The sequence below is a fragment of the Prevotella falsenii DSM 22864 = JCM 15124 genome (genome assembly GCF_000613945.1).
GTDB classification, from domain to species: domain Bacteria; phylum Bacteroidota; class Bacteroidia; order Bacteroidales; family Bacteroidaceae; genus Prevotella; species Prevotella falsenii.
The window spans coordinates 1-21,901 of record NZ_BAJY01000005.1 but is presented as its reverse complement, the minus strand read 5'-3'; the positions used below and the strand labels follow the sequence as shown (position 1 = coordinate 21,901).

At 41.6% G+C, this 21,901-nt stretch carries 17 protein-coding genes and 1 pseudogene; 15 read left to right on the top strand and 3 right to left on the bottom strand.

The genetic code is table 11. The features are described from left to right. The first annotated feature begins 167 nt into the window (after positions 1-167). The 7 genes from JCM15124_RS03075 to JCM15124_RS03040 all read left to right on the top strand — a co-directional run bounded on the left by JCM15124_RS03075 (position 168) and on the right by JCM15124_RS03040 (position 7,937). The gene (locus JCM15124_RS03075; RefSeq protein ID WP_024998249.1) at positions 168-1,481 is read left to right on the top strand and encodes an MFS transporter; all 1,314 of its coding nucleotides are present in this window, start codon (positions 168-170) and stop codon (positions 1,479-1,481) included. A 656-nt stretch (positions 1,482-2,137) separates the two neighbouring features. Next, entirely contained in the window at positions 2,138-2,449 is a 312-nt protein-coding gene (locus tag JCM15124_RS03065) for a T9SS type A sorting domain-containing protein (protein ID WP_024998247.1), read from the top strand. A gap of 35 nt (positions 2,450-2,484) precedes the next feature. Further along, on the top strand, positions 2,485-3,036 hold the full coding sequence (locus tag JCM15124_RS03060) for an RNA polymerase sigma factor (RefSeq protein ID WP_024998246.1): 552 nt from the start codon (positions 2,485-2,487) through the stop codon (positions 3,034-3,036). Positions 3,037-3,118: 82 nt separating this feature from the next. Next, positions 3,119-3,526, top strand: coding sequence for a hypothetical protein (locus tag JCM15124_RS03055; protein ID WP_232220066.1), 408 nt, complete (start codon positions 3,119-3,121; stop codon positions 3,524-3,526). A gap of 32 nt (positions 3,527-3,558) precedes the next feature. Beyond that, entirely contained in the window at positions 3,559-3,975 is a 417-nt protein-coding gene (locus tag JCM15124_RS03050; protein WP_024998244.1) for a hypothetical protein, read from the top strand. A 66-nt stretch (positions 3,976-4,041) separates the two neighbouring features. Then, entirely contained in the window at positions 4,042-5,559 is a 1,518-nt protein-coding gene (locus tag JCM15124_RS03045; protein WP_024998243.1) for a glycoside hydrolase family 10-like protein, read from the top strand. Positions 5,560-5,882: 323 nt separating this feature from the next. Further along, positions 5,883-7,937 carry a BspA family leucine-rich repeat surface protein gene (locus JCM15124_RS03040; RefSeq protein ID WP_024998242.1) on the top strand — a complete coding sequence of 685 codons (2,055 nt, stop codon included), beginning with the start codon at positions 5,883-5,885 and terminating at the stop codon, positions 7,935-7,937. A 704-nt stretch (positions 7,938-8,641) separates the two neighbouring features. Here JCM15124_RS03040 and JCM15124_RS03025 read toward each other — a convergent pair. After that, positions 8,642-9,391, bottom strand: a complete 750-nt coding sequence (locus JCM15124_RS03025) for a nucleoside-specific channel-forming Tsx family protein (protein WP_024998240.1) — start codon at positions 9,389-9,391, stop codon at positions 8,642-8,644. 137 nt (positions 9,392-9,528) lie between these two features. Beyond that, positions 9,529-9,888, bottom strand: coding sequence for a winged helix-turn-helix transcriptional regulator (locus JCM15124_RS03020; RefSeq protein WP_024998239.1), 360 nt, complete (start codon positions 9,886-9,888; stop codon positions 9,529-9,531). 392 nt (positions 9,889-10,280) lie between these two features. On the opposite strand from JCM15124_RS03020, the gene JCM15124_RS03015 reads away from it, so the two are divergent. Further along, a complete protein-coding gene (locus JCM15124_RS03015; protein ID WP_232220059.1) occupies positions 10,281-10,721 on the top strand; it encodes a pyridoxamine 5'-phosphate oxidase family protein in 441 nt (146 codons plus the stop codon). An 85-nt stretch (positions 10,722-10,806) separates the two neighbouring features. Then, positions 10,807-11,481, top strand: coding sequence for a tRNA (guanosine(37)-N1)-methyltransferase TrmD (gene trmD / locus JCM15124_RS03010; protein WP_024998237.1), 675 nt, complete (start codon positions 10,807-10,809; stop codon positions 11,479-11,481). Between the two features lie 310 nt (positions 11,482-11,791). On the opposite strand, the gene JCM15124_RS03005 is transcribed toward trmD, so the two are convergent. Continuing rightward, positions 11,792-12,655, bottom strand: a complete 864-nt coding sequence (locus JCM15124_RS03005; RefSeq protein ID WP_024998236.1) for a patatin-like phospholipase family protein — start codon at positions 12,653-12,655, stop codon at positions 11,792-11,794. A gap of 87 nt (positions 12,656-12,742) precedes the next feature. Here JCM15124_RS03005 and JCM15124_RS03000 point away from each other — a divergent pair, with 87 nt between their 5' ends. The 6 genes and pseudogenes from JCM15124_RS03000 (at position 12,743) to groL (ending at position 21,763) form a co-directional block, all read left to right on the top strand. Further along, the gene (locus JCM15124_RS03000) at positions 12,743-14,140 is read left to right on the top strand and encodes an aminopeptidase P family protein (RefSeq protein ID WP_024998235.1); all 1,398 of its coding nucleotides are present in this window, start codon (positions 12,743-12,745) and stop codon (positions 14,138-14,140) included. A 104-nt stretch (positions 14,141-14,244) separates the two neighbouring features. Next, positions 14,245-15,450, top strand: coding sequence for a C1 family peptidase (locus JCM15124_RS02995; protein ID WP_024998234.1), 1,206 nt, complete (start codon positions 14,245-14,247; stop codon positions 15,448-15,450). 137 nt (positions 15,451-15,587) lie between these two features. After that, positions 15,588-17,310 (top strand): annotated as a pseudogene (gene recJ / locus JCM15124_RS12985) (single-stranded-DNA-specific exonuclease RecJ). Between the two features lie 32 nt (positions 17,311-17,342). Further along, entirely contained in the window at positions 17,343-19,259 is a 1,917-nt protein-coding gene (locus tag JCM15124_RS02985) for a RecQ family ATP-dependent DNA helicase (RefSeq protein WP_024998233.1), read from the top strand. 486 nt (positions 19,260-19,745) lie between these two features. After that, entirely contained in the window at positions 19,746-20,015 is a 270-nt protein-coding gene (locus JCM15124_RS02980; protein WP_024998232.1) for a co-chaperone GroES, read from the top strand. Positions 20,016-20,137: 122 nt separating this feature from the next. Further along, the gene (gene groL, locus JCM15124_RS02975) at positions 20,138-21,763 is read left to right on the top strand and encodes a chaperonin GroEL (protein ID WP_024998231.1); all 1,626 of its coding nucleotides are present in this window, start codon (positions 20,138-20,140) and stop codon (positions 21,761-21,763) included. The last annotated feature ends 138 nt before the right edge of the window (positions 21,764-21,901 follow it).

Genomic DNA, 21,901 nt, shown 5'->3' with positions numbered 1-21,901 from the left:
ATAGGGGTTTAAGCAACTTCTAATCGCAATATAATTCTATTAAAGGCAAGATTTCTTAATCTTGTCTTTAATTGTTTTTAACACACAACAAACCTCCTTTTGCTCTGAAATAGTTTGTCATTATCGTTTATTTTTGTTTCCTTTGCAGAAAATAAAATTGCTGAATAATGAATAATACGAAACAGAATGGAAGCATTATTGCGATTATTACAATGATGTTTCTTTATGCAATGATTTCGTTTGTAACAAATCTTGCAGCTCCAATCGGAGTTATTTGGAAGAATATTTTTGGTGGCGAAAGTGCCAATACGGTGGGTATGCTTGGCAATGCCATGAACTTTCTTGCCTATTTCTTTATGGGAATACCTGCAGGAAAGATGCTTGTGCGTGTAGGATACAAGAAAACAGCACTTATTGGTATAGGTATCGGTTTCTTGGGAGTACTGACTCAGTTCTGCTCAGGGTTCTTTACCGATGCTAAAATTACAGGATTTGTTATTTATCTGTTAGGAGCGTTCATCTCAGGCTTCTGTGTTTGCATGCTGAACACAGTGGTTAATCCGATGTTGAACCTTATCGGAGGCGGTGGAAATCGTGGAAATCAGCTCAATATGATAGGCGGAACGCTCAATTCGCTGTCCGGAACGCTTACGCCGCTTTTTGTTGGGTCGTTGATAGGAGAAGTAACAAAAAATACATCTATCATTGATGTAAACCCGGTTCTTTACATTGCTATGGGTGTATTCGTGGTAGCATTCATTATTTTATCGTTTATTCCTATCCAAGACCCAAAGAACAGCAAGGCAGGAACCAACCTTACATTCGAGCATTCTCCGTGGAACTTCCGCCATTTCGTATTAGGTGCAATCGCTATTTTCGTGTATGTGGGCGTAGAAGTCGGCATTCCCGGAACACTTATTTACTATCTTTCCGATACAACTGCTGCCGGCGGCGGACTTCCCAAGGCTACTGCCACCGCCATAGCAGGCTCGGTTGCCGCAACCTATTGGTTCTTAATGCTCGTAGGACGTTTCGTTGCAGGTTTCATTGCCAGCAAGATTTCGAGCAAGACATTAATGTCGTGCACCACTATTTTTGCAATGGTGCTCATCGTTACCGCCATTATATTAGGAAAAAGTGCGGCTGTTTCGATGCCTGTGTTCACGGGTTCAGCCTTTAATATGGTAATTGTACCGGTTTCTGCATTGCTGCTTGTACTTTGCGGACTGTGCACCAGCGTTATGTGGCCGTGCATCTTCAACCTTGCAACCGAAGGTCTTGGAAAATATACAGAGCCTGCTTCGGGCATATTTATGATGATGGTAGTAGGCGGTGGCTTGCTTCCGTTGCTGCAAAACTTTGTAGCTGACCGGTCTGGCTATCTTGTTTCATACTTTGTTCCGCTCGTCGGCGTGGCTTATATGTGCTTCTACGCTTTGATAGGCAGCAAGAATGTAAACAAGAATATCCCTGTCGATTAAAAGAAGAAATATATCGTAATATAGCTTATAAAGGCGTTATACCATCGGTGTAACGCCTTTTTCGTAATGGTATATGGATTGGCAGAAGTAGAACGTTCTTTAGAAATAGTTTTCTTTTCCGTTGCTTGCGCCAGACACTGAAAATAGCTTAACTTTGTAAAGATAATTTCAAGAAAAAACGATAATTTTGTTTTGGCATTGCGAAACCGTAGGTTTTGCGATGCAAAACCTACGGTTTTACCGTGCAAAACAGCCGCTTTTGGAATGCAAAACAATAGGTTTTGCAACACCTTGATAACGAGATAATTATACGACAGATACGTTTGTGAAAAACGTTTACAATTTTATGGCACTTTTTTCGCTTGCAAAATCGGGTTGTCGAGACAATAATGCAACAAGCTAAAAAGGTGCTTTTATTCAGAAAACCGAACCTTATACGATTCATCATCGCAAATATTGGTTACTTATAGATAACCTTGCGTTAAAAACGTAGATACCGGTATGTATTTTCTTCAATGATGATAAGAAGCGGCAGGAGATAGCCTCTTTCCCTTCACTCTTGATGTTTAATAAATATTAAAACCCAATTTAGTTAGCTAAAAAAACTATTTTTTGAAATAAAATTATTATCTTTGCATATGAAAGATATAATGCGTATGAATAAGAAAATATATACTTTTCTGTTAGCTATAACCCTTTTAGGTTTTGCATTGCCGACAACAGTAAAAGCTCATACCTCGTTAGAGATGATTGAGCAAGACGTTCATAACGTTTCTATTTCTGTTTACGGCTCTGTCCTTCGCATTGAAGGAGCAAACGATGAGATGTTGCAAATATACAATGTAACAGGTGTATGCGTTATGAGTATTAGAATAGACGGACAAGATAAACGCTACAATCTTAATCTGCCAAAAGGCTGTTATATTGTAAAGGTAGGAAAAGTGGTTCGTAAAATATCAATACGATAACTCTACTATATCATTGACAATCTCTCTCCTCTGTCGTGCATCGAATAGAAGAAGCTGAACTCTTAAAAGCATTAGCAGAGCCTGAAACACGCAATAAGGCATTTGCCCTATTGGTAAACGAATATAGCAAGCCTTTGTATTGGAAAATACGAAGCTTTGTTTTGCTGCACGATGATGCAGATGATATACTGCAAAACACTTTCTTGAAAGTATGGAAAAACATAGAAAGCTTTGAGGGGAAATCGAAAATATCTACATGGTTGTATCGCATTGCTATCAATGAGTCTTTAGATTTTTTGAGAAACAAGAAAGAAACAGTTGCCATAAGTTCCGATAATGCCTATAATGGTGTTGCCAATATGCTTTTAGCAGATAGCTATTTCGATGGTAACAAAGGGCAAGCAGTGCTGCAAGAAGCTATTTCAGCTTTACCCGAAGTTCAGCGCACCGTATTTATCATGAAATATTACAACGAACTAAAATACCCGGAAATACATGAAATTCTTGGTACGAGCGAAGGAGCTTTAAAGGCATCTTACCACATTGCAGTAAAGAAAATATCGCAATATATAAAAGAACACGAATAAATTTCTGAATCCAAGTTAAACCAAAGTCCTGTATTTGCGTCAAACTATCAGTAACAAGCTAAAGTAAAGAAAATCAATTGTGATGGAGTTAGAAAAACAATTACTTTCAGAATTTGGAAACAGACGACCGTTTAAGTCGCCTGATGGCTACTTCGACAATTTGGAAATGCGAATTATGTCGCAAATAACTGCAAAAGAAACTGAAACCACCGAAGACAAGCAAATTAGTAAAAAACGCAATATAGCCTTTGCCGGACGCTTGCGCCCATTGCTGATAGCAGCTTCTTTTATCGGGTTGATTGTTATTGGTGCAGCAACAATACATTTCTTCCAAGGAAATGAGCATATACAGCAAAACAATAATATTGCAGCTACGCCGACGGCTACGACCGCTAAAGAAGAATCTGCGGATACCGAATACTTAGACGAAGCGGCTGAATATATGATGCTTGATAAAGACGATGTGTATGCTTATCTGGCTGATAATTAATTAATAGAACCGAATTCTGCAAAACACTGATAATGAAAAGAATATTTATTATTACTATAGCGTGTGTCTGTGCAATAAGTTTGTTTGCACAACACAAGTTCGACCCTGAGAAGTTTAAGGCAGAGCTGCATCAATACATTGTAACTTCGGCAAAGCTAACTGAACAGGAATCTGCAAAGCTTTTGCCGATTTACGATGAGATGATGACCAAACAGCGTGCACTTCACGACCAGTTACGCAAATTGCAAAGTAGCCACCCGGCGAATAATAATAGTGCTAAAAAAGCGATATTGGAGATAGACGATTTGCACATACAGATAAAACAAATAGAAAAAAACTACCATATAAAGATGTTGAATGTAATTTCTGCAATGAAACTAAGTGAAGTTCTAAAAGCCGAACGACACTTCCATCGGAAATATTTTCGCAATGCTGCAAAGAAAAGGTAGCTAATTCTATTCAACAGCAATAATAAAGTTCATTAATCCATTTAGATTTTATACATAAGATTTACAATGAAATTATATCGTTTGCAATTTGTAAAAGCAGCTTTAATCTTGTTTTTACTGTTTACAAGCAGTTATTCTTTTTCTGCAAGCTCTCCTAAGAAGCGTCAGTTCAGAGGCGCATGGATTCAGTGTGTCAATGGTCAGTTTCAAGCCATTGGAACGGAACGAATGCAACAAACACTCATTTCCCAGCTCAACAAGTTGCAGCAAATGGGTGTCAATGCCATTATATTTCAAGTTCGTGCCGAGTGCGATGCACTCTATCCCAGCAAGTATGAACCATGGAGTAAGTTCCTGACAGGAAAGCAAGGAACAGCTCCTATGCCTTATTGGGATCCTTTGCAGTGGATGATAGAGCAGTGTCATAAACGTGGAATGGAACTTCACGCATGGATAAACCCTTATCGTGCAAAGACAAAGAATACCACGCAACTTGCTTCAAATCACATTGCTGTTCAACACCCCGAACGAGTTTTTGACTACGATGGGCTTAAAATACTTAACCCCGGTATTCCTGAAAACAGGAATTACATTTGCAATATCGTAACGGATATTCTGCAACGATACAATGTAGACGGTTTACATATTGACGATTATTTCTATCCTTATCCTGCTGCGGGACAACGCATTCCCGATTTGAAAGAGTTTAGCCTTTATGGTGGTGGCTTCGGCCGTATTCAAGATTGGCGTCGCGACAATGTCGATATGTTTATAAAGCAACTTGGCGAAACCATTCATAGGGTGAAACCTTGGGTCAAATTCGGTGTTTCGCCCTTTGGAATTTACAGAAATGAAAAGAGTGCACCAAACATTGGCAGCAAAACCAATGGGCTGCAGAACTACGATGACCTTTATGCCGATGTATTAAAATGGGTAAATAATGGTTGGGTGGACTATTGTGTTCCGCAGATTTATTGGGAAATAGGAAATAAAGCCGCCGACTATAAAGAACTTATTACATGGTGGAACCGTTATGCAGGAAATCGTCCGCTATATATTGGCGAGGACGTCTTGCGCACCGTGAAGCACGCTGACCCACAAAATCCGAAATCACACCAATTACCTGCAAAGCATCGGCTGCACGAAAGGTCAGAGAATGTTCAAGGTACGGTTTTATGGTATGCTGCATCGGTTGTTGAAAACCCGGGTAATTACGCCAAAATGCTTCAAGCCGATTATTGGCGTTATCCTGCTTTGCAACCTTTAATGCCTTTCATTGACGACGAAGCACCTAAGAAACCGCGTTCGCTGAAAGTAACTTGGTCGGAAGAAGGCTGTATATTGCATTGGAAAGCTCCTAAGGGAAAAGATTGGAAAGACGAAGCACATAAGTATGTTGTTTACAGATTTGCTCCCGATGAAAATATCGATTTGGAGAATCCGGCAAAGATTGTAGCCATAACTTATCAACCCGCATTGAGGTTAAATTATAATGATGGCAAAACAAAATATACTTATATAGTAACCGCACTCGACCGTATGGGGAACGAAAGTACGGGGAAGAAGAAGAAAGTAAAACTCTAATTGAGAATGCAATATTGAAGTTTTCTTGCTCAATCCCTTGCAACTTTCAGAGAAAAGGCTTATATTTGCAGCCGAATAATAAACAATCGTTCAAACCAATAAAAATAAATAATGGTGAAAGAACCAACGGAACAATTTCCGACTAAAACATCTACTAAAGGCTCTGTCAGTATCTCTGTAACAAGGAGATAAAGGCGGAGCTTTCTGCATGGTTATCAAAGATATTAAAAGAACATAGTTAATAATTAATAACCCTAACGCCCCGGCCTCGGTAAGGCGTTCCCCCTCTGCGAAAGGGAGTCATGGAGAGGCAATGAAGAACAATGAAAAACAATCTATTTAAGAAAATGTATGCAGCCATTGTTGCGCTGTTCATCGCAATGTTTGCTTTGCCACAGCAGGCACAGGCGCAAACGAAAGAAGCCTATGTTGAGAAAAATCTCGAAGGAAAGACTATCACTTTCTATTACGATGCGCAAAAGTCGAGCCGAAAAGGTATCACGTATGGCATCGATGAAAAGCAGACCATGGCCAGTGGAATAGAAATTCCGGTTTGGGCAGGAACCTCTCAAAGCGAGGAAAAAACAACTGTTACAGCTGTATTCGATGCATCGTTCAAGGACTACCGTCCAACAAGCACCGGCTATTGGTTTAACTATTATTCGGTTCTGAAGGAAATTAAGGGTATGGAAAACCTTAATACGACTGAAGTAACCAATATGTCTCACATGTTTGCTCACTGCGAAGTTTTGCCTTCAATCGACCTTTCGCACTTCAATACAGCAAAGGTAACTGATATGAGTTCATTATTTTCAGAGTGTCAAACACTTGCTTCGCTCGACCTTTCTAAGTTCAATACAGAGAAGGTTACGAACATGAACTCAATGTTTAATTTCTGCTCTGCACTTCCTACACTCGACCTTTCTAACATCAATACAGCGAATGTAACCGACATGCGCGCAATGTTCTTTTGCTGTCCTGCACTTACCTCGCTTGATTTGTCTAAGTTCAATACAGTGAATGTAACCGATATGAGCGTAATGTTCTTTTACTGCAAGGGACTTACCTCGCTCGACCTCTCTAAGTTCAACACCGAGAAAGTAACCACTATGAAGGGTATGTTCTCCGGTTGCGTTGAGCTTAAATCGCTCGACATCTCTAAATTCAACACTGCAAACGTAACCGACATGAACGGAATGTTCTCAAGTTGTACGGCTCTTCCTACGCTCGACCTCTCACACTTCAACACAGCAAAGGTTAAGGATATGAACGGAATGTTTGCAAACTGCTCTGCACTTACCTCGCTCAATGTGTCTAAGTTCAACACAGCGAACGTAACAGACATGAATTCAATGTTTGCTCACTGCGATGTTCTTACCACACTCGACCTCTCAAGTTTCAACACCGAGAAAGTAACCAATATGTACGGAATGTTTGCAGACAGCAAGGCACTTACCTCGCTCGACCTCTCAAACTTCAAAACATCGGAGGTTACGACCATGAATGGAATGTTCTCAGGTTGCACCGGGCTTACTTCTATTAAGGTTCCAAACTTCAATACAGAGAAAGTAACCAATATGTACGGAATGTTCTTCCACTGCGATGCGCTTACTTCACTTGACCTTTCAAGCTTTAAGACACCGAACGTAACCAATATGTACGGAATGTTTGCATACTGTGGGCAGCTTACTTCGCTCAAAATACCTAACTTCAACACCGAGAAGGTAACAGATATGTCTTTCATGTTCTTCTATTGTGAGAAACTACCTTCGCTCGATTTATTAAGTTTCGACACTAAGAATGTTACCGATATGGGTGCTATGTTCAAGTATTGCGCTGAATTGGAAACACTCGATCTTTCTAAGTTCAACACAGAAAAGGTAGAGAATATGCGTTCAATGTTCTCTGGTTGCAGAAAACTATCTAAACTCGAAATCTCACATTTCAATACTGATAACGTAACCAATACGAGCACAATGTTCTTCTCTTGTGATGCGCTTACTTCTCTCGACCTTACAAACTTCAAATTAGAAAAGGTAAGCGACATGCGTTCAATGTTCGCATTCTGCGAGGAAATGACTACTATCTATTGCAATAACACATGGGCGTGTGCTAATTCAGAGAACATGTTTGCTTACTGTGCAAAACTTAAAGGTGCAGTTCCATTCAACGAATATAAGATAGACGTATCAATGGCAAACCCGGAAACAGGATATTTCACCAAGAAAAATCCTTCCGGTATCTCTAATCCAAACACCGCAACCAACGCTACCGTAGAGGCTATATATTCACTTGACGGCAAGAAACTGACAGAATTACAACACGGTGTGAACATCGTTCGCATGAGCGACGGAACAACACATAAAGTAATGAAGTAAGAAACGAAAACAAATAATAGAACAACGCCATTCGTCGTAACGGAGTTATAATCTCAAGTGTAATGAGGTTACGACGAATGAAACAAATAGAATAACAGCAAACCCTCCTTTCTAAGAACAGTTTCAGCAGTCGTCAGACGCAAGGAAACAAAAGGGTAGGGGAATGCTGTAAACAATAAGAAAGCCACCTTGGCACTTTCTGCCAAGGTGGCTTTTTCTTTTTCGTTAGAAAGTATTGGCATTCGCTTAAGAAAACCTTTTAGTGCAACAAAAACAGATTCAGTAAAGATTTCTTTGATGAAAAGTCTTTCTTTTTCTTGACGAACAAAATAGCTGAAAATAGCCTTGATTTTGTAAATATAATTCCCTTAAAAAGTGATAAAAGCACTTTGACGTTGCGAAAGCGGCTGTTTTGCGTTGCAAAACCTACGGTTTTACCGTGCAAAACAGCCGCTTTTGCAATGCAAAACAATAGGTTTTGTAAAGCGTTGAGAACGAGATGGTTAAGCAGAAGATATGCTTGCTAAAAATCTTTACACTTTTATGGTTCGCTTTTTGTCTGTAAAATGAGTAGTGAAAGCGGCAGTATAGTTTATTTACCGAATGCTAAAAGGGCTGAGTTCCTTGCAAGGAGCTCAGCCCAAATTCTATCTGAAGCAAACAGTTTTAGCAGATTAGAAATAGTTAAAAATGTGAACAAGGAATTAGAATGTCCACTTTGCTGCAATGGTAGGAATAGCGTAGAACTTATTATTCTTGCCTTTATTGTTCCAAACAAAATTATTGCTGATTTCTACTTCAGTACCCAACGAAAGGTTTACACCGTTCATACCCTTCAGTGTATTTAAGTTAAACCAAAATTGCGGTTCAGATAACAAGATGAGTTTGCCGCTGATATTCGGGTCGTACCATAAGTCGCAGAAACCACTGAAAGAACACAATCCCTTGGCAAAGTTCAAGCCCCATACTTCGGTAAGTTGGAAACCATTGAATGGGTGTGCGCCGGTATGCTTGTTTTTGAAAGTGTACTTATACATCAGTTGCACACTGAAAGTCTTTGAAAAATCTTTGTTAGCCCAGTTCCATGCACCGCCAACGAGCGCAGCGTGTTGGAAACGGCTGCCATAGTAGCCCGCCGGGAGTTCGCCTGTGGTTGATCCACCATCATACTCTATGTGGGCTGCCCAACGCTTATTCTTAGAAACAGCAAACTCTCGTGCTATCTCCCAATAAGCACCGACCACTCCGTCGTTTTTATAATCAATATCGGTGAAGAAGAAAGTTGAACCCCATTTATCGGGTTTGAACATTTCTACAGTGGTTGTAACGGCAGGACGACCCTTCAAATCGTCCGAAAGATTATGACCAAGGTCGTAGTGCAGTTGCATGTTTTGTGCCTGAACACTTGCAAAAGCTGCCATAAAAGTAATGGCGAGGGAAAAGATTTTTTTCATCAGTATTTTAAATTTGCATTAGAATTTGACTGCAAAGTTACGTAAAATCGCTGTAATATTTGCAAAAGAACCGAAGTTTAATGCACATTGATTGACGTTATAAATATGATGCAACACCTTCGCCTGCCGAATTTCGCTTATATAATTTGTTTGGTAACCACGTCGTCAAAGTGCAAGCTGGCCCATTCTATAAGCGAAACAATGGAGGGCATCAGAGATTTTCCAATATCGGTTAGCGAGTATTCTACACGGGGTGGCACTACAGGATATACCTTGCGACAAATCAGATTGTTTTGTTCTAAGTTCTTCAAGGTTGCCGAAAGCATCTTCTGTGAACAATCTGTCATGTGGTGGTGTAGCTCGTTAAAGCGCAATATGCCCGTTTTGCTGGAATAAAGGGAATAAAGCACGAGCATTGACCATTTGTCGCCGAAGCGACTGATAACTTGACGGATTGGACAAGCCAAATAGGACGGGTCTATATTCTTCGTTGTCATAAAAGATAAGTTTTGAAGCAAAGATAATAAAAACTAAGTTAGTTCTCAACCGAGGCTGATTTAATGTTTGTTAAAGTCATATTCTCGAAAAGACGAAATCCACACATTTCCTACATTTTAGTAAGTATCAAACATTTTTGTACCTTCTTGCATGTTCTACATTTATTGAGTAAATTTGCATTGTAAAGAAGAAAATAGAATATCAACAGATTAAAAACAAACTACGATGGAACAGAAAACAATTCAACCAGAGAATAAAAACAAGGTAACAAATGGGGCTGAACTTTCAAGTAACGGAGAAAGCTGTTGCTGTGCTCAAAGCCATCGAAACGGAATGGTAAATTCAACGGACTAAAATAAAGTAAAAGACTATGCAGACCGCACTTGATTTTTTGAAACAAAACAAGGAGGTTGTCTTTGCCACAAACGAAGGCAACCAACCCAAGATACGTATCTTTCAAATCATGCGACAGGAAGCAACAACACTCTATTTTGCCACTTCCTCGCAGAAAGAAGTCTACCGACAGTTGCAGAAAAATCCCCATGTGGAAATCCTTACGATGGCAAACGACGTCTCGGTGCGTTGTTCGGGAAAGGTTAGTTTCGACGTGGACGACAAATGCCGACAATGGATTTACAATAACAACCCCGTGTTGCCACGGCTTTACAGCAGCTACGACAAATTGGTTTATTTCTCACTCGCCATAGAAGAAATGGATTACTACGACCTTCGCCCCACACCGCCCATACTCCGACACTTCAATCTTCGCGAAGGAACAGAGGGAACCGGCTTTGTTGGAGAGCGTTTCTCAAAGAATGACAACAATAGATAAAATAGATAGCTTTTACACAAAAGCTACAAAAAATCTTAATGCTTGTGCCTTTTACTGAAAATATTGGTAACTTTGTACTTACAATATGAGAATAGATATAATTACAGTATTGCCCGAAATGCTTGAAGGCTTTGTCCATGAAAGCATTTTGGCACGAGCCGAAAAAAAAGGTTTAGCAGAAATTCGATTGCATAATCTTCGCGATTACAGCCAAGACAAGTGGCGTCGTGTAGACGATTATCCGTTTGGAGGACAGGCGGGTATGGTGATGCAGATAGAACCCATAGACCGTTGTATCACAGCTTTGAAAGCAGAACGAGAATACGATGAGGTGATATTTACGTCGCCCGATGGAGAGCAATTCAACCAAAAAATGGCAAACGACCTATCCATGGGTGGCAATCTTATTATATTAGCAGGGCATTATAAAGGAGTAGACCAACGTGTAAGAGAACACCTGATAACAAAAGAAATATCGGTGGGCGACTTTGTTCTTACGGGTGGCGAACTTCCGGCAGCCATTATTGCCGATGCAGTGGTACGCATTATACCGGGCGTAATTGGCGATGAGCAGAGTGCATTGTCCGATTGCTTCCAAGACAACATGCTTTCTGCCCCCATCTATACCCGTCCGCGAAACTATAAAGGTTGGGAAGTGCCCGAAGTGTTATTGAGTGGACATGAGGCGAAAATTCATCAATGGGAGTTCGACCAAGCAATGGAAAGAACAAAACGGTTGCGTCCCGATTTGCTGAAATAGTCTTCTGTCTTTCTGCGAAAAAGCATTACAGAAAAAGCCCCGTTTCGCATTTGTTTTTTAAAGCTACGGTTTGGCATTTCAAAAACGTAGGTTTTGCGTTGCAAAAGATACGCTTTTACCTTGCAAAACAGCCGCTTTTGAGACGTAAAAGCGTAATTTTTGACTATCAACTACTTACGAAAGGTTCAATAATACCGTATTTCTGTAATGCTTTTTCAGGCTCTGCAAAATATGTTTTTCTATGTTTTTGCCTTTCCGAGCCTTAGTTTCTTTACTCTTATTCAATTTCTGAAAACAAAAGTATTCGCAACTATTTAATTTCGCCAACACGTTTAGAAAACTCTTCGCCTACATTAAATCCTTCTTCGTAGAGGGCTTCCAGCTTCGTAACATCTTTCTCCATTCTCCCCACTTCAACAGGTTTTATGGGGCGTAACACGTGTATATCGCCTCGTTTTTCGTATTCATCAATCATATCTAATTGCTCATTGTAAGCCTTCAGTCTATGGCTTAGCACAACGCGCAAACGCGGATAGTTCTTATAGATAAACTTTGGAACTTTTAAATCCTTTCCTGTATCACGCCAACCTTTGCTGCGTGTGCAAATAACAACATTTTTATTGTGCCCCGTCTCTATGGCACGCATGAGCGGAATAGAATCTATAATACCGCCGTCAAGCATAGGCACACCATCTATCTCTACTATCTTGCTGACATATGGCAAGCTACTCGAAGCACGTGCAATCTCGTTGAGCCTGTGCCTGTTGCCATCGTGCTCTTGCAAATACTCACTTTTGCCGGTTTCGCAATTGGTTGTAACCATTTCAAAAGTATAGCCTAAACTTGTTCTCTCAAAATAAGTGTCGTAGTCGTAAGGAATAATCTCATAAGGAAAACGCTTGTAGAGAAGTTCCGGATCGAAAATACAACCTTGCGTAACAAGATGGCGGAAGCCTATATAGTCGTACTTTGCGAGCAAATCGATGTTGGAAATCCTTGCCCTGCGTGGTTGTCGGCTCATATACGAAAGTCCGTTGCAAGCTCCGGCAGAGACAGCAACGATATACTTAAAGTAGAGGTTGTATTTCATAAATGCGTCCAAAACACCGGAGGTAAATACTCCTCGCATTCCCCCACCTTCCAATACTAATCCTGTGTTTATATCGACTTCCATTAAAAAACTTAATAAAAACAGTGCAAAGTTACTGAATTTATGGAAATAATTATTATCTTTGCAGCTAAACTAATATATGAAAGCAATATGTTTAATAAAGAAACGTACATAGCCCGCCGCGCCGAGCTTAAGCAGCTTGTGAAAGACGGCATTATTATCTTGTTTGGCAACAACGAGTCTCCGGTAAATTCACCTGCGAATGGGTATTCACCTTTCCGCCAAGATTCATCGTTCCTGTACTATTTCGGTCAGCAACGCGATGGTCTTGTTGGCGTTATCGACGTCAATGAAGACAAAGAAATGCTGATAGGAAATGACATTGACATCGAAGACATCGTATGGTTTGGAAGTGTTGATGCCGTCAGCGACCTCGCTGCTCAGGTAGGAGTTGTGAACTCTGCACCTATGAGCGAACTGAAAAATATCTGCGATAAGGCAAAGGCATCTAACAGAAAGATACATTTCTTGCCACCTTACCGTGCTGATATTATGATTCAGATCAGCGATTTGCTCGGCATTCACCCTTATAAGCAGAAAGAAGAAGCAAGCCTTGAGCTTATCAACGCAGTTGTAAAAATGCGTTCTGTGAAGACTGCAGAAGAAATAGAAGAACTTGAACGTGCTGCTGTCATAGGTTATAAGATGCACACAACAGCAATGCGCATCACAAAACCCGGACTTACGGAAAAGTATGTAGCCGGTCAGGTAGAAGGTATTGCCAATTCTTATGGCTCAATGGTGTCTTTCCCAATCATATTATCGCAGCATGGTGAAATCATGCACGGTAATCCATCAATGGCAGAATTGGAAGATGGCAGACTCGTCTTGTGCGACTGTGGTGGAGAAACGATGAGCCACTACTGTTCCGACAACACACGAACATTCCCGGTAAACGGTAAATTCTCACAGCGTCAGCTTGATATATATAATGTAGTGGTAGAAGCACACGATGCTGCTCTCGAGTTATCAAGACCCGGAGTAAAGTACGCTGATGTACACTTCGCAGTTTGTCGTATCATCTTTGAACGTATGAAAGAACTCGGATTGGCAAAAGGCGATACCGATGCAGCTGTTGCAGCAGGTGCTCACGCAATGTTCTTGCCTCACGGTCTGGGACACATGATGGGACTCGATGTTCATGATATGGAAGCACTTGGTCAGATTTATGTAGGTTTCGACGAAGAAACTCGACCTAACCTCGAACAATTCGGAACAAACTGCTTGCGTATGGGACGTCGTTTGCAGGAAGGTTTTGTTGTAACTGACGAACCCGGTATCTACTTTATCCCTGCTCTTATAGATGAATGGCGTGCCAAGAAGCACTGTGCAGAGTTCTTGAACTTTGATAAACTCGACACATATAAGGACTTTGGTGGTATTCGTATCGAAGACGATATACTCATCACAGCCGACGGTTGCCGCTTCATAGGTAAAGACCGCATTCCTTATCACGCAAAGGATATAGAAGCATTTATGAATGCTTGATAATGCTTAATGCAGAATAAAAAGAACAACATCAATATTTATTAACAACTTAAATTTTTAAAGAGAGCCAGAGTACAAACTAAACTGGCAAGCATTTTAGAATTATGAAAAAAACTTTAGTGCTCGCACTTTTTGCTGTTATTGCAGCTGGTGCTAACGCAGCTCCTAAGAAGGCTGTAAAGAAAGTAGACAACAGTCCTGTCTTCACAGTGATTAAGGAAAATCCTATCACAAGCATTAAGAACCAAAACCGTTCAGGTACGTGCTGGGATTATTCTACATTGAGCTATTTCGAAGCAGAAATCCTGAAAGCAACAGGTAAGACTTACGACCTTTGCGAGAGTTTTGTTGCAAACAAAACTTATATGGATCGTGCTGTTCAGGTAGTTCGTCTGCACGGTGATGCTCAGTTCGCTCAAGGTGGTTCTTGCTATGACCCTCTTTATTGTCTTGAGCATTATGGTATCTGCCCGGAAGATGCAATGCCTTTCCCCGGTTCTTTGACAGGCGATTCATTGTTCAACTTCAATGAATTCTTCTCTTTGCTGGAACCATACGTAAATGCAATTGCAAGAAATAAAGCAAGCAAAATCTCTAATCAGTGGAAGATAGGACTCCAAGGAATCCTTGATGCTTATCTTGGCAAGTGCCCGGAGAAGTTCACATACGAAGGTAAGACATACACTCCGAAGCAGTTTGCTGCAAGCCTCGGCTTAAATTGGAGCGACTATGTAACCGTTACTTCTTATACACACCACCCATTCTATACTTCATTTGCAGTAGAAGTACAAGACAACTGGCGTTTGCCACTTTCTCATAACGTACCTATGGACGAAATGATGAAGATTATCGACAACGCAGTAATGAACGGTTACTGTGTAGCATGGGGCGGCGACGTTAGCGAACCCGGCTTCACACGCGACGGTCTTGCATACATGGTAGACGGCAATAAGGTTCAGAGCCTCCAAGGTAGCGACATGGCACGTTGGTTGGGTCTTTCTCCTGCAAAGCAACGCAGCCTCATCGACGAACTCGGTGCAAAGGTTCCGGAAGTAACTCCTACACAGGAGATGCGTCAAGAGCGTTTCGATAATTGGGAGCTTACAGACGACCACGGTATGCTTATCTTCGGTATTGCCAAGGACCAATTCGGCAAAGAGTACTATATGGTTAAGAACTCTTGGGGCGAAACAGGCAAATACAAAGGTATTTGGTATATGACCAAGGACTTCATTGCTGCAAACACAATGGACTATATGGTTAATAAGAATGCCATTCCTTCAGACATTCGCGCAAAGATGGGCTTGTAATTTAAAGCCAACCATTATTGCCTTGTTAAAGTTTCGTCAAGACTTTAATATGGTAATATAGATTTAAAAAAGCGTAAGTCTTTTTGAGACTTACGCTTTTTTTTGTACCTTTACAAGCAGAAATAAAAACAATAAAGATGCAATTAAAATGGAACTACACACCATCTACATCTGAACAGACAAATACAGCAAAGGAATTGGGCGAGAAACTCGGCATTAGTCCTATCCTTGCCTCGTTGCTTATAAGGCGCGGAATAACAACCGAAAGTGCGGCAAAACGCTTCTTTCGCCCACAGCTTTCCGACCTTATCAATCCTTTTCTAATGCAAGATATGGACATTGCAGTCGATAGATTGAACGATGCAATGGGTCGTAAAGAGCGCATTATGGTCTATGGCGACTACGATGTAGACGGTTGCACGGCAGTAGCATTGGTGTATAAATTTCTGCGGCAGTTCTATTCTAATATAGAATACTATATTCCCGACCGCTATGACGAGGGGTATGGTGTAAGCAAAAAGGGAATAGACTTTGCAAAGGAAAGTGGAGTGAAACTCATCATCATACTCGATTGCGGTATAAAGGCAGTCGAAGAGATTAGCTATGCAAAGGAACAAGGCATTGATTTCATCATCTGCGACCACCACGTCCCTGATAATAATATGCCTCCGGCAGTAGCCATATTAAACCCGAAACGTGCCGATGACAGTTTCCCATTTAAGGATTTGTGTGGTTGCGGTGTAGGTTTCAAGTTTATGCAAGCCTTTGCCAAGAACAACAATATACCGTTCTCGCGTCTTATTCCGTTGCTCGATTTCTGCGCTGTGAGCATTGCTGCCGACCTTGTCCCCGTTGTAGGCGAGAACCGTATTCTTGCTTTCCACGGCTTAAAACAGCTAAATCAAAATCCAAGTGTGGGCTTACAAGCCATTGTAGATATTTGCGGACTCAGTGGAAGAGAGATTTCGATGAGCGATATTATCTTCAAGATAGGTCCGCGCATCAATGCCAGCGGTCGTATGGAAAGCGGAAAGGAAAGTGTAGACCTGCTTGTGGAACGCGATTTGGCTACTGCGCTGTTGGAAGCAAAGCATATTGACAAATACAACGATAAGCGAAAAGACGTAGACAGGCAGATGACCGAGGAGGCAAACCAAATTGTTGAGCGACTTGAGAGCCAGAAACACCAGAACAGCATAGTGCTTTACGACGAGCATTGGAAGAAAGGCGTCATCGGTATCGTAGCTTCCCGCCTTACCGAAATTTATTACCGTCCCACCATTGTCATTACCCGTGAAGGCGATTTAGCCACAGTCGGCACGAACTGCAGCCGGTTTCGACCTATATTCTGCGATTGAAAGTTGCAGCGATTTGCTTATTAACTTCGGGGGGCATACCTATGCAGCCGGTTTGACATTGAAATGGGAGAATGTAAAGGAATTCAGAAACCGTTTTCAGAAGTATGTTGATGAACATATTGAGCCTTATCAAACGGAAGCAACTTTAGATATTGATGCCGTTATAGACTTTAAAGACATCACCAAGAAGTTCCATAACGATTTAAAACGCTTTGCGCCATTTGGTCCGGAGAATGTAAAACCATTATTTTGTACAAAAGATGTTTTTGATTTCGGTACCAGCAAGGTCGTGGGCAGAGAGCAAGAGCACATTAAGTTGGAGCTTGTCGATTCAAATTCTAACAACGTTATGAATGGTATTGCTTTCGGACAAAGTCGTTCGGCACGCTATATCAAGTCTAAACGGTCGTTCGATATAGTTTACACAGTAGAAGATAATGTGTTCAAGCGTGGTGCTGTTCAACTTCAAATAGAAGGCATTCGCCCTTCGGAAAACGAATAGGTAAACAGTTTTGATTGCGTAACGGTTTTGTTATGACTTACAAGGAAATCCTTCATAAATATTGGGGCTATCCCGATTTTCGAGGTATTCAGAGCAAAGTTATAGAGAGCATCGGTGCCGGAAAAGACACATTGGGCCTGATGCCTACGGGTGGTGGTAAGTCCATTACGTTCCAAGTGCCTGCATTGGCAAAAGAAGGAGTGTGCATTGTCATCACTCCTTTAATTTCGTTGATGAAAGACCAAGTAGACAATCTTTGCCACCGACACATCAAGGCAGCAGCTATCTACTCGGGTATGTCGCGCGATGAAATCATCTCAACGCTCGAAAATTGCATCTTTGGCGGTATAAAGCTGCTCTATATATCGCCCGAACGCCTTAGTTCCGAACTTTTTCAAGCAAAACTGAAACACATAAAGGTGAGCTTCATCACCGTAGACGAAGCCCACTGCATCAGTCAATGGGGCTACGATTTTCGCCCTTCTTATCTCGAAATCATTAACATCAGGAAACTACTTCCCGCTGTTCCGGTGCTTGCACTTACGGCAACTGCTACTCCTGAAGTTGTGAAAGACATTCAGTTTCGGCTTGGATTTGTCGAAGAGAATGTGTTCCGAATGAGCTTCGAGCGCAAGAACCTTTCTTACGTTCTGCGCACAACGCAAGAAAAGTTCAACGAAATGCTTCATATTTTGCAGTCGGTAGATGGTTCGGCTATTGTATATTGCCGCAGCAGAAAGCGCACAAAGGAAGCGGCAGACTTCTTGGTTACGAACGGCATTTCTGCAACGTGGTATCACGCAGGATTGGAAAACACCGACAAGAACAAGCGTCAGAATGCGTGGCAATCTGGCGAAATCCGTGTTATTGTTGCTACCAATGCTTTCGGAATGGGTATCGACAAAGCCAACGTTCGCTTGGTAATACACCTCGACCCGCCAAGTTCCATCGAGGCTTACTTCCAAGAAGCAGGGCGAGCAGGCAGAGACGGCAAAAGGTCGTATGCCATTTTGCTACACACACAGGGCAATGATGAGCGTAATTTACGAAAGCGAATAAAAGAAAATTTCCCTACAAAAGAAGAAATTCGTACTGTTTACGAACATTTGGCGTACTTCTATCAGATAGGTGTAGAGAGTGGGAGAGATGCCACTTTCGAGTTTCCTATCGACAAATTCTGCATCTATTTCCATCATTTTCCTATCCAAGTCAATGCAGCCTTGCAGATATTGAACCGCGCAGGCTACATCGACTACGACCCCGACCCCGACAGCAAGGCACGCATACACTTCATTCTTTCGCGCGACGAGCTATACAGATTAGGCGAACAAACGGACGAAGAAGAGAAAGTAATATCGGCATTGCTGCGCAACTATTCAGGTTTGTTCACCGATTATCGCTATATCGACGAAAGCTATATAGCCGATGTAGTAGGTTTGGATAGAAACGAAACCTACCATATACTGCAAAATCTCAGCAGGAAACGTATCATAAACTTCATTCCGCGCAAGAATATTCCCGTCATAAAATATCTTCAAGACCGTGTCGATAGCGAAGAATTGGTTATTTCAAAAGCTGTTTACGAAGACCGAAAGGAAAAGTTTGAAGAACGCATTGCTGCAATGATAAGTTACATGCAAAACGACTACACGTGTCGCAGTCGGCAGCTTTTGCGCTATTTTGGCGAAGACCGAAGTACCGATTGTGCTTGCTGCGATGTTTGCTTGTCGTATAAGGGCGAAAACAAACAACTGAAAAAGTCGTTGCGTGAAACCATACTCGGCTTGTTGGCAGATGGCAAAAAGCACCACATCACCGAACTGAAAGGAATGGATACCGATGCCTCGGTAACCAATCAAGACACATTGCGGGCAACTTTAGAAGAACTTATTGCCGAAGAGTACATATATATGGAAGGCAGCTACGTTTACCAAAACACTAAATCGTAGTTCCCCTTCAGCATTAAAAGCTATTTCTGCCAATTTTGACATATAGCTACTGACAATACTGTCAGTAGCTTTTTTCGTTGCTATCCGTTCCTGTTTGTCCGATACTTCTTTTTGTTTCTATATTCCTCTTTTGTGCTTTCATGCCGTGTTCTAATTCTTCTAACAGGGTATAAATGCAGGTATAGTTCCGTAAGCAATATTTATTTAAAAATTGTCTCTGTAATTATCAGATAATCAAATATTTACAACCACGTTCCGAAAGCGTGGTTTTTGCAGGGTAAAAGTGGCTCTTTTACCGTCCGAAAGCGGCTGTTTTGCAAAGCGAGAACGCTGCTTTTACACCGCCAAACAATATATATTACATTTTCACGGTGCTATTTCCATCTTATTTCTTTTTTGGCACGGTTTTCGTATATGGATTGACGAATACGCAAAAAAGCGTGTTCCAATATATTCGAAAATGTACAATTAAAAATATAAACAATTATGACAATTAAACCATTAGCAGACAGAGTGCTTATTCTCCCTATCGAGGCAGAGCAGACAGTAGGTGGAATTATTATTCCCGACACAGCAAAAGAAAAACCACAGCGTGGCAAAGTGGTTGCTGTTGGTAACGGTACAAAAGACGAAGATATGATTTTGAAAGTCGGCGACGAAGTTTTCTATGGCAAATATGCCGGCACTGAAATCGAAAACGAGGGCGAGAAGTATCTTATGATGCGTCAAAGCGACGTTCTTGCTATTGTAGAATAAAAAATAAAAATGCGGGTTCTCTGTACATTTACACCTTATTATATATAGGGGAGTGGGCTGTATGGGAACATTGCAACAAACAGAATATAGAAAAACAGAACATATAAAATAGGAAAAACAAAATGGCTAAAGATATTAAATTCAACAAAGATGCCCGCGAATTGCTTAAGAGCGGTGTAGACCAACTTGCTGATGCAGTAAAAGTTACATTAGGTCCTAAGGGCAGAAACGTAGTTCTTGGAAAGAAATTCGGTGCTCCTCAAATCACAAAAGACGGTGTTACGGTAGCAAAGGAAATAGAACTTGAAGACAGTTTCGAGAATGCCGGTGCACAGCTCGTTAAGAGTGTGGCAAGCAAAACCGGCGACGACGCAGGTGATGGTACAACAACCGCAACCATTCTGACACAGGCTATCGTTACCGAAGGCTTGAAGAATGTGGCTGCCGGTGCCAATCCGATGGACTTGAAGCGCGGTATCGACAAGGCTGTCAATAAAGTTGTAGAGTTCATTAAGGAAAGTGCCGAAATTGTTGGCGACAACTACGACAAGATAGAACAGGTGGCAACCGTAAGTGCCAACAACGACCCTGAAATTGGCAAACTGCTTGCCGACGCTATGCGCAAGGTATCGAAAGACGGTGTTATCACCATCGAAGAAAGCAAGACCCGCGACACAACCATCGATGTTGTTGAAGGTATGCAGTTCGACCGTGGCTATCTTTCAAGCTATTTCGTAACAGATACCGAGAAGATGGAAGTTCTTATGGAGAACCCATATATCCTTATTTACGACAAAAAGATTTCCAATGTAAAGGATTTCCTGCCTATCTTGCAGCCTGCTGCTGAAAGCGGTCGCCCATTGTTGGTTATTGCAGAAGATGTCGATTCTGAAGCTCTGACAACATTGGTAGTAAACCGTTTGCGTGGTGGATTGAAGATTTGCGCTGTCAAGGCTCCGGGTTTCGGCGACCGTCGCAAGGCCATGCTCGAAGACATTGCTGTGCTGACAGGTGGCGTTGTCATCAGCGAAGACAAGGGATTGACACTCGACAAGGCTACGCTCGAAATGCTGGGAACAGCTAAAAAGGTTACTGTTTCTAAGGATTTCACTACGATTGTAGACGGTGCAGGCTCTAAAGAGAATATCGCAGAGCGTGTAAGTGCCATCAAGAGCGAAATTGCAAACACAAAGAGTCAGTACGATAAGGAGAAGCTGCAAGAACGTTTGGCAAAACTTGCCGGTGGTGTAGCAGTGCTTTATGTGGGTGCAAACTCTGAAGTTGAGATGAAAGAGAAGAAAGACCGCGTAGACGATGCACTCTGTGCAACTCGTGCAGCAACCGAAGAAGGTGTTGTTTTAGGAGGCGGTACTACTTATATTCGTGCTCAGGAAGTGTTGAAAGACATTAAGGGAGAGAACCCTGACGAACAGACAGGTATCAATATCATCTGCCGTGCCATCGAAGAACCACTTCGCCAGATTATTTCTAACGCCGGCGGAGAAGGTGCAGTAGTTGTCAATAAGGTACGCGAAGGCAAGGGCGACTTCGGTTACAACGCTCGTAGCGATAAGTATGAAGACTTGCGTGCAGCAGGTGTTATCGACCCGGCTAAGGTTTCTCGTGTGGCTTTGGAGAATGCTGCTTCAATTGCCGGCATGTTCCTCACAACAGAATGTATCGTTGTTGATAAGCCTGAAGAAACTCCGGCTATGCCTGCAAACCCCGGTATGGGCGGCATGATGTAAACAGATTGACAAGCAAACATAAATAAAAAACGGAGAAGTTCAACTGCGAACTTCTCCGTTTTTATTGTTCTTGCGATACAGATTTTAACCCAAATGTGCGGTATATTGTTTATAAGATACTTAAAGAAAGAACCCGTT

Bases quoted from the DNA above. Each gene is read 5' to 3' on its own strand.
- JCM15124_RS03045 (WP_024998243.1), top strand. From the start codon at position 4,042: ATGAAATTATATCGTTTGCAATTTGTAAAAGCAGCTTTAATCTTGTTT.
- JCM15124_RS03025 (WP_024998240.1), bottom strand. From the start codon at position 9,391: ATGAAAAAAATCTTTTCCCTCGCCATTACTTTTATGGCAGCTTTTGCA.
- JCM15124_RS03000 (WP_024998235.1), top strand. From the start codon at position 12,743: ATGTTTAATAAAGAAACGTACATAGCCCGCCGCGCCGAGCTTAAGCAG.
- JCM15124_RS02985 (WP_024998233.1), top strand. From the start codon at position 17,343: ATGACTTACAAGGAAATCCTTCATAAATATTGGGGCTATCCCGATTTT.
- JCM15124_RS03020 (WP_024998239.1), bottom strand. From the start codon at position 9,888: ATGACAACGAAGAATATAGACCCGTCCTATTTGGCTTGTCCAATCCGT.
- JCM15124_RS02980 (WP_024998232.1), top strand. From the start codon at position 19,746: ATGACAATTAAACCATTAGCAGACAGAGTGCTTATTCTCCCTATCGAG.
- groL (WP_024998231.1), top strand. From the start codon at position 20,138: ATGGCTAAAGATATTAAATTCAACAAAGATGCCCGCGAATTGCTTAAG.
- JCM15124_RS03065 (WP_024998247.1), top strand. From the start codon at position 2,138: ATGAATAAGAAAATATATACTTTTCTGTTAGCTATAACCCTTTTAGGT.
- trmD (WP_024998237.1), top strand. From the start codon at position 10,807: ATGAGAATAGATATAATTACAGTATTGCCCGAAATGCTTGAAGGCTTT.
- JCM15124_RS03005 (WP_024998236.1), bottom strand. From the start codon at position 12,655: ATGGAAGTCGATATAAACACAGGATTAGTATTGGAAGGTGGGGGAATG.
- JCM15124_RS03050 (WP_024998244.1), top strand. From the start codon at position 3,559: ATGAAAAGAATATTTATTATTACTATAGCGTGTGTCTGTGCAATAAGT.
- JCM15124_RS03075 (WP_024998249.1), top strand. From the start codon at position 168: ATGAATAATACGAAACAGAATGGAAGCATTATTGCGATTATTACAATG.
- JCM15124_RS03040 (WP_024998242.1), top strand. From the start codon at position 5,883: ATGAAAAACAATCTATTTAAGAAAATGTATGCAGCCATTGTTGCGCTG.
- JCM15124_RS02995 (WP_024998234.1), top strand. From the start codon at position 14,245: ATGAAAAAAACTTTAGTGCTCGCACTTTTTGCTGTTATTGCAGCTGGT.
- JCM15124_RS03055 (WP_232220066.1), top strand. From the start codon at position 3,119: ATGGAGTTAGAAAAACAATTACTTTCAGAATTTGGAAACAGACGACCG.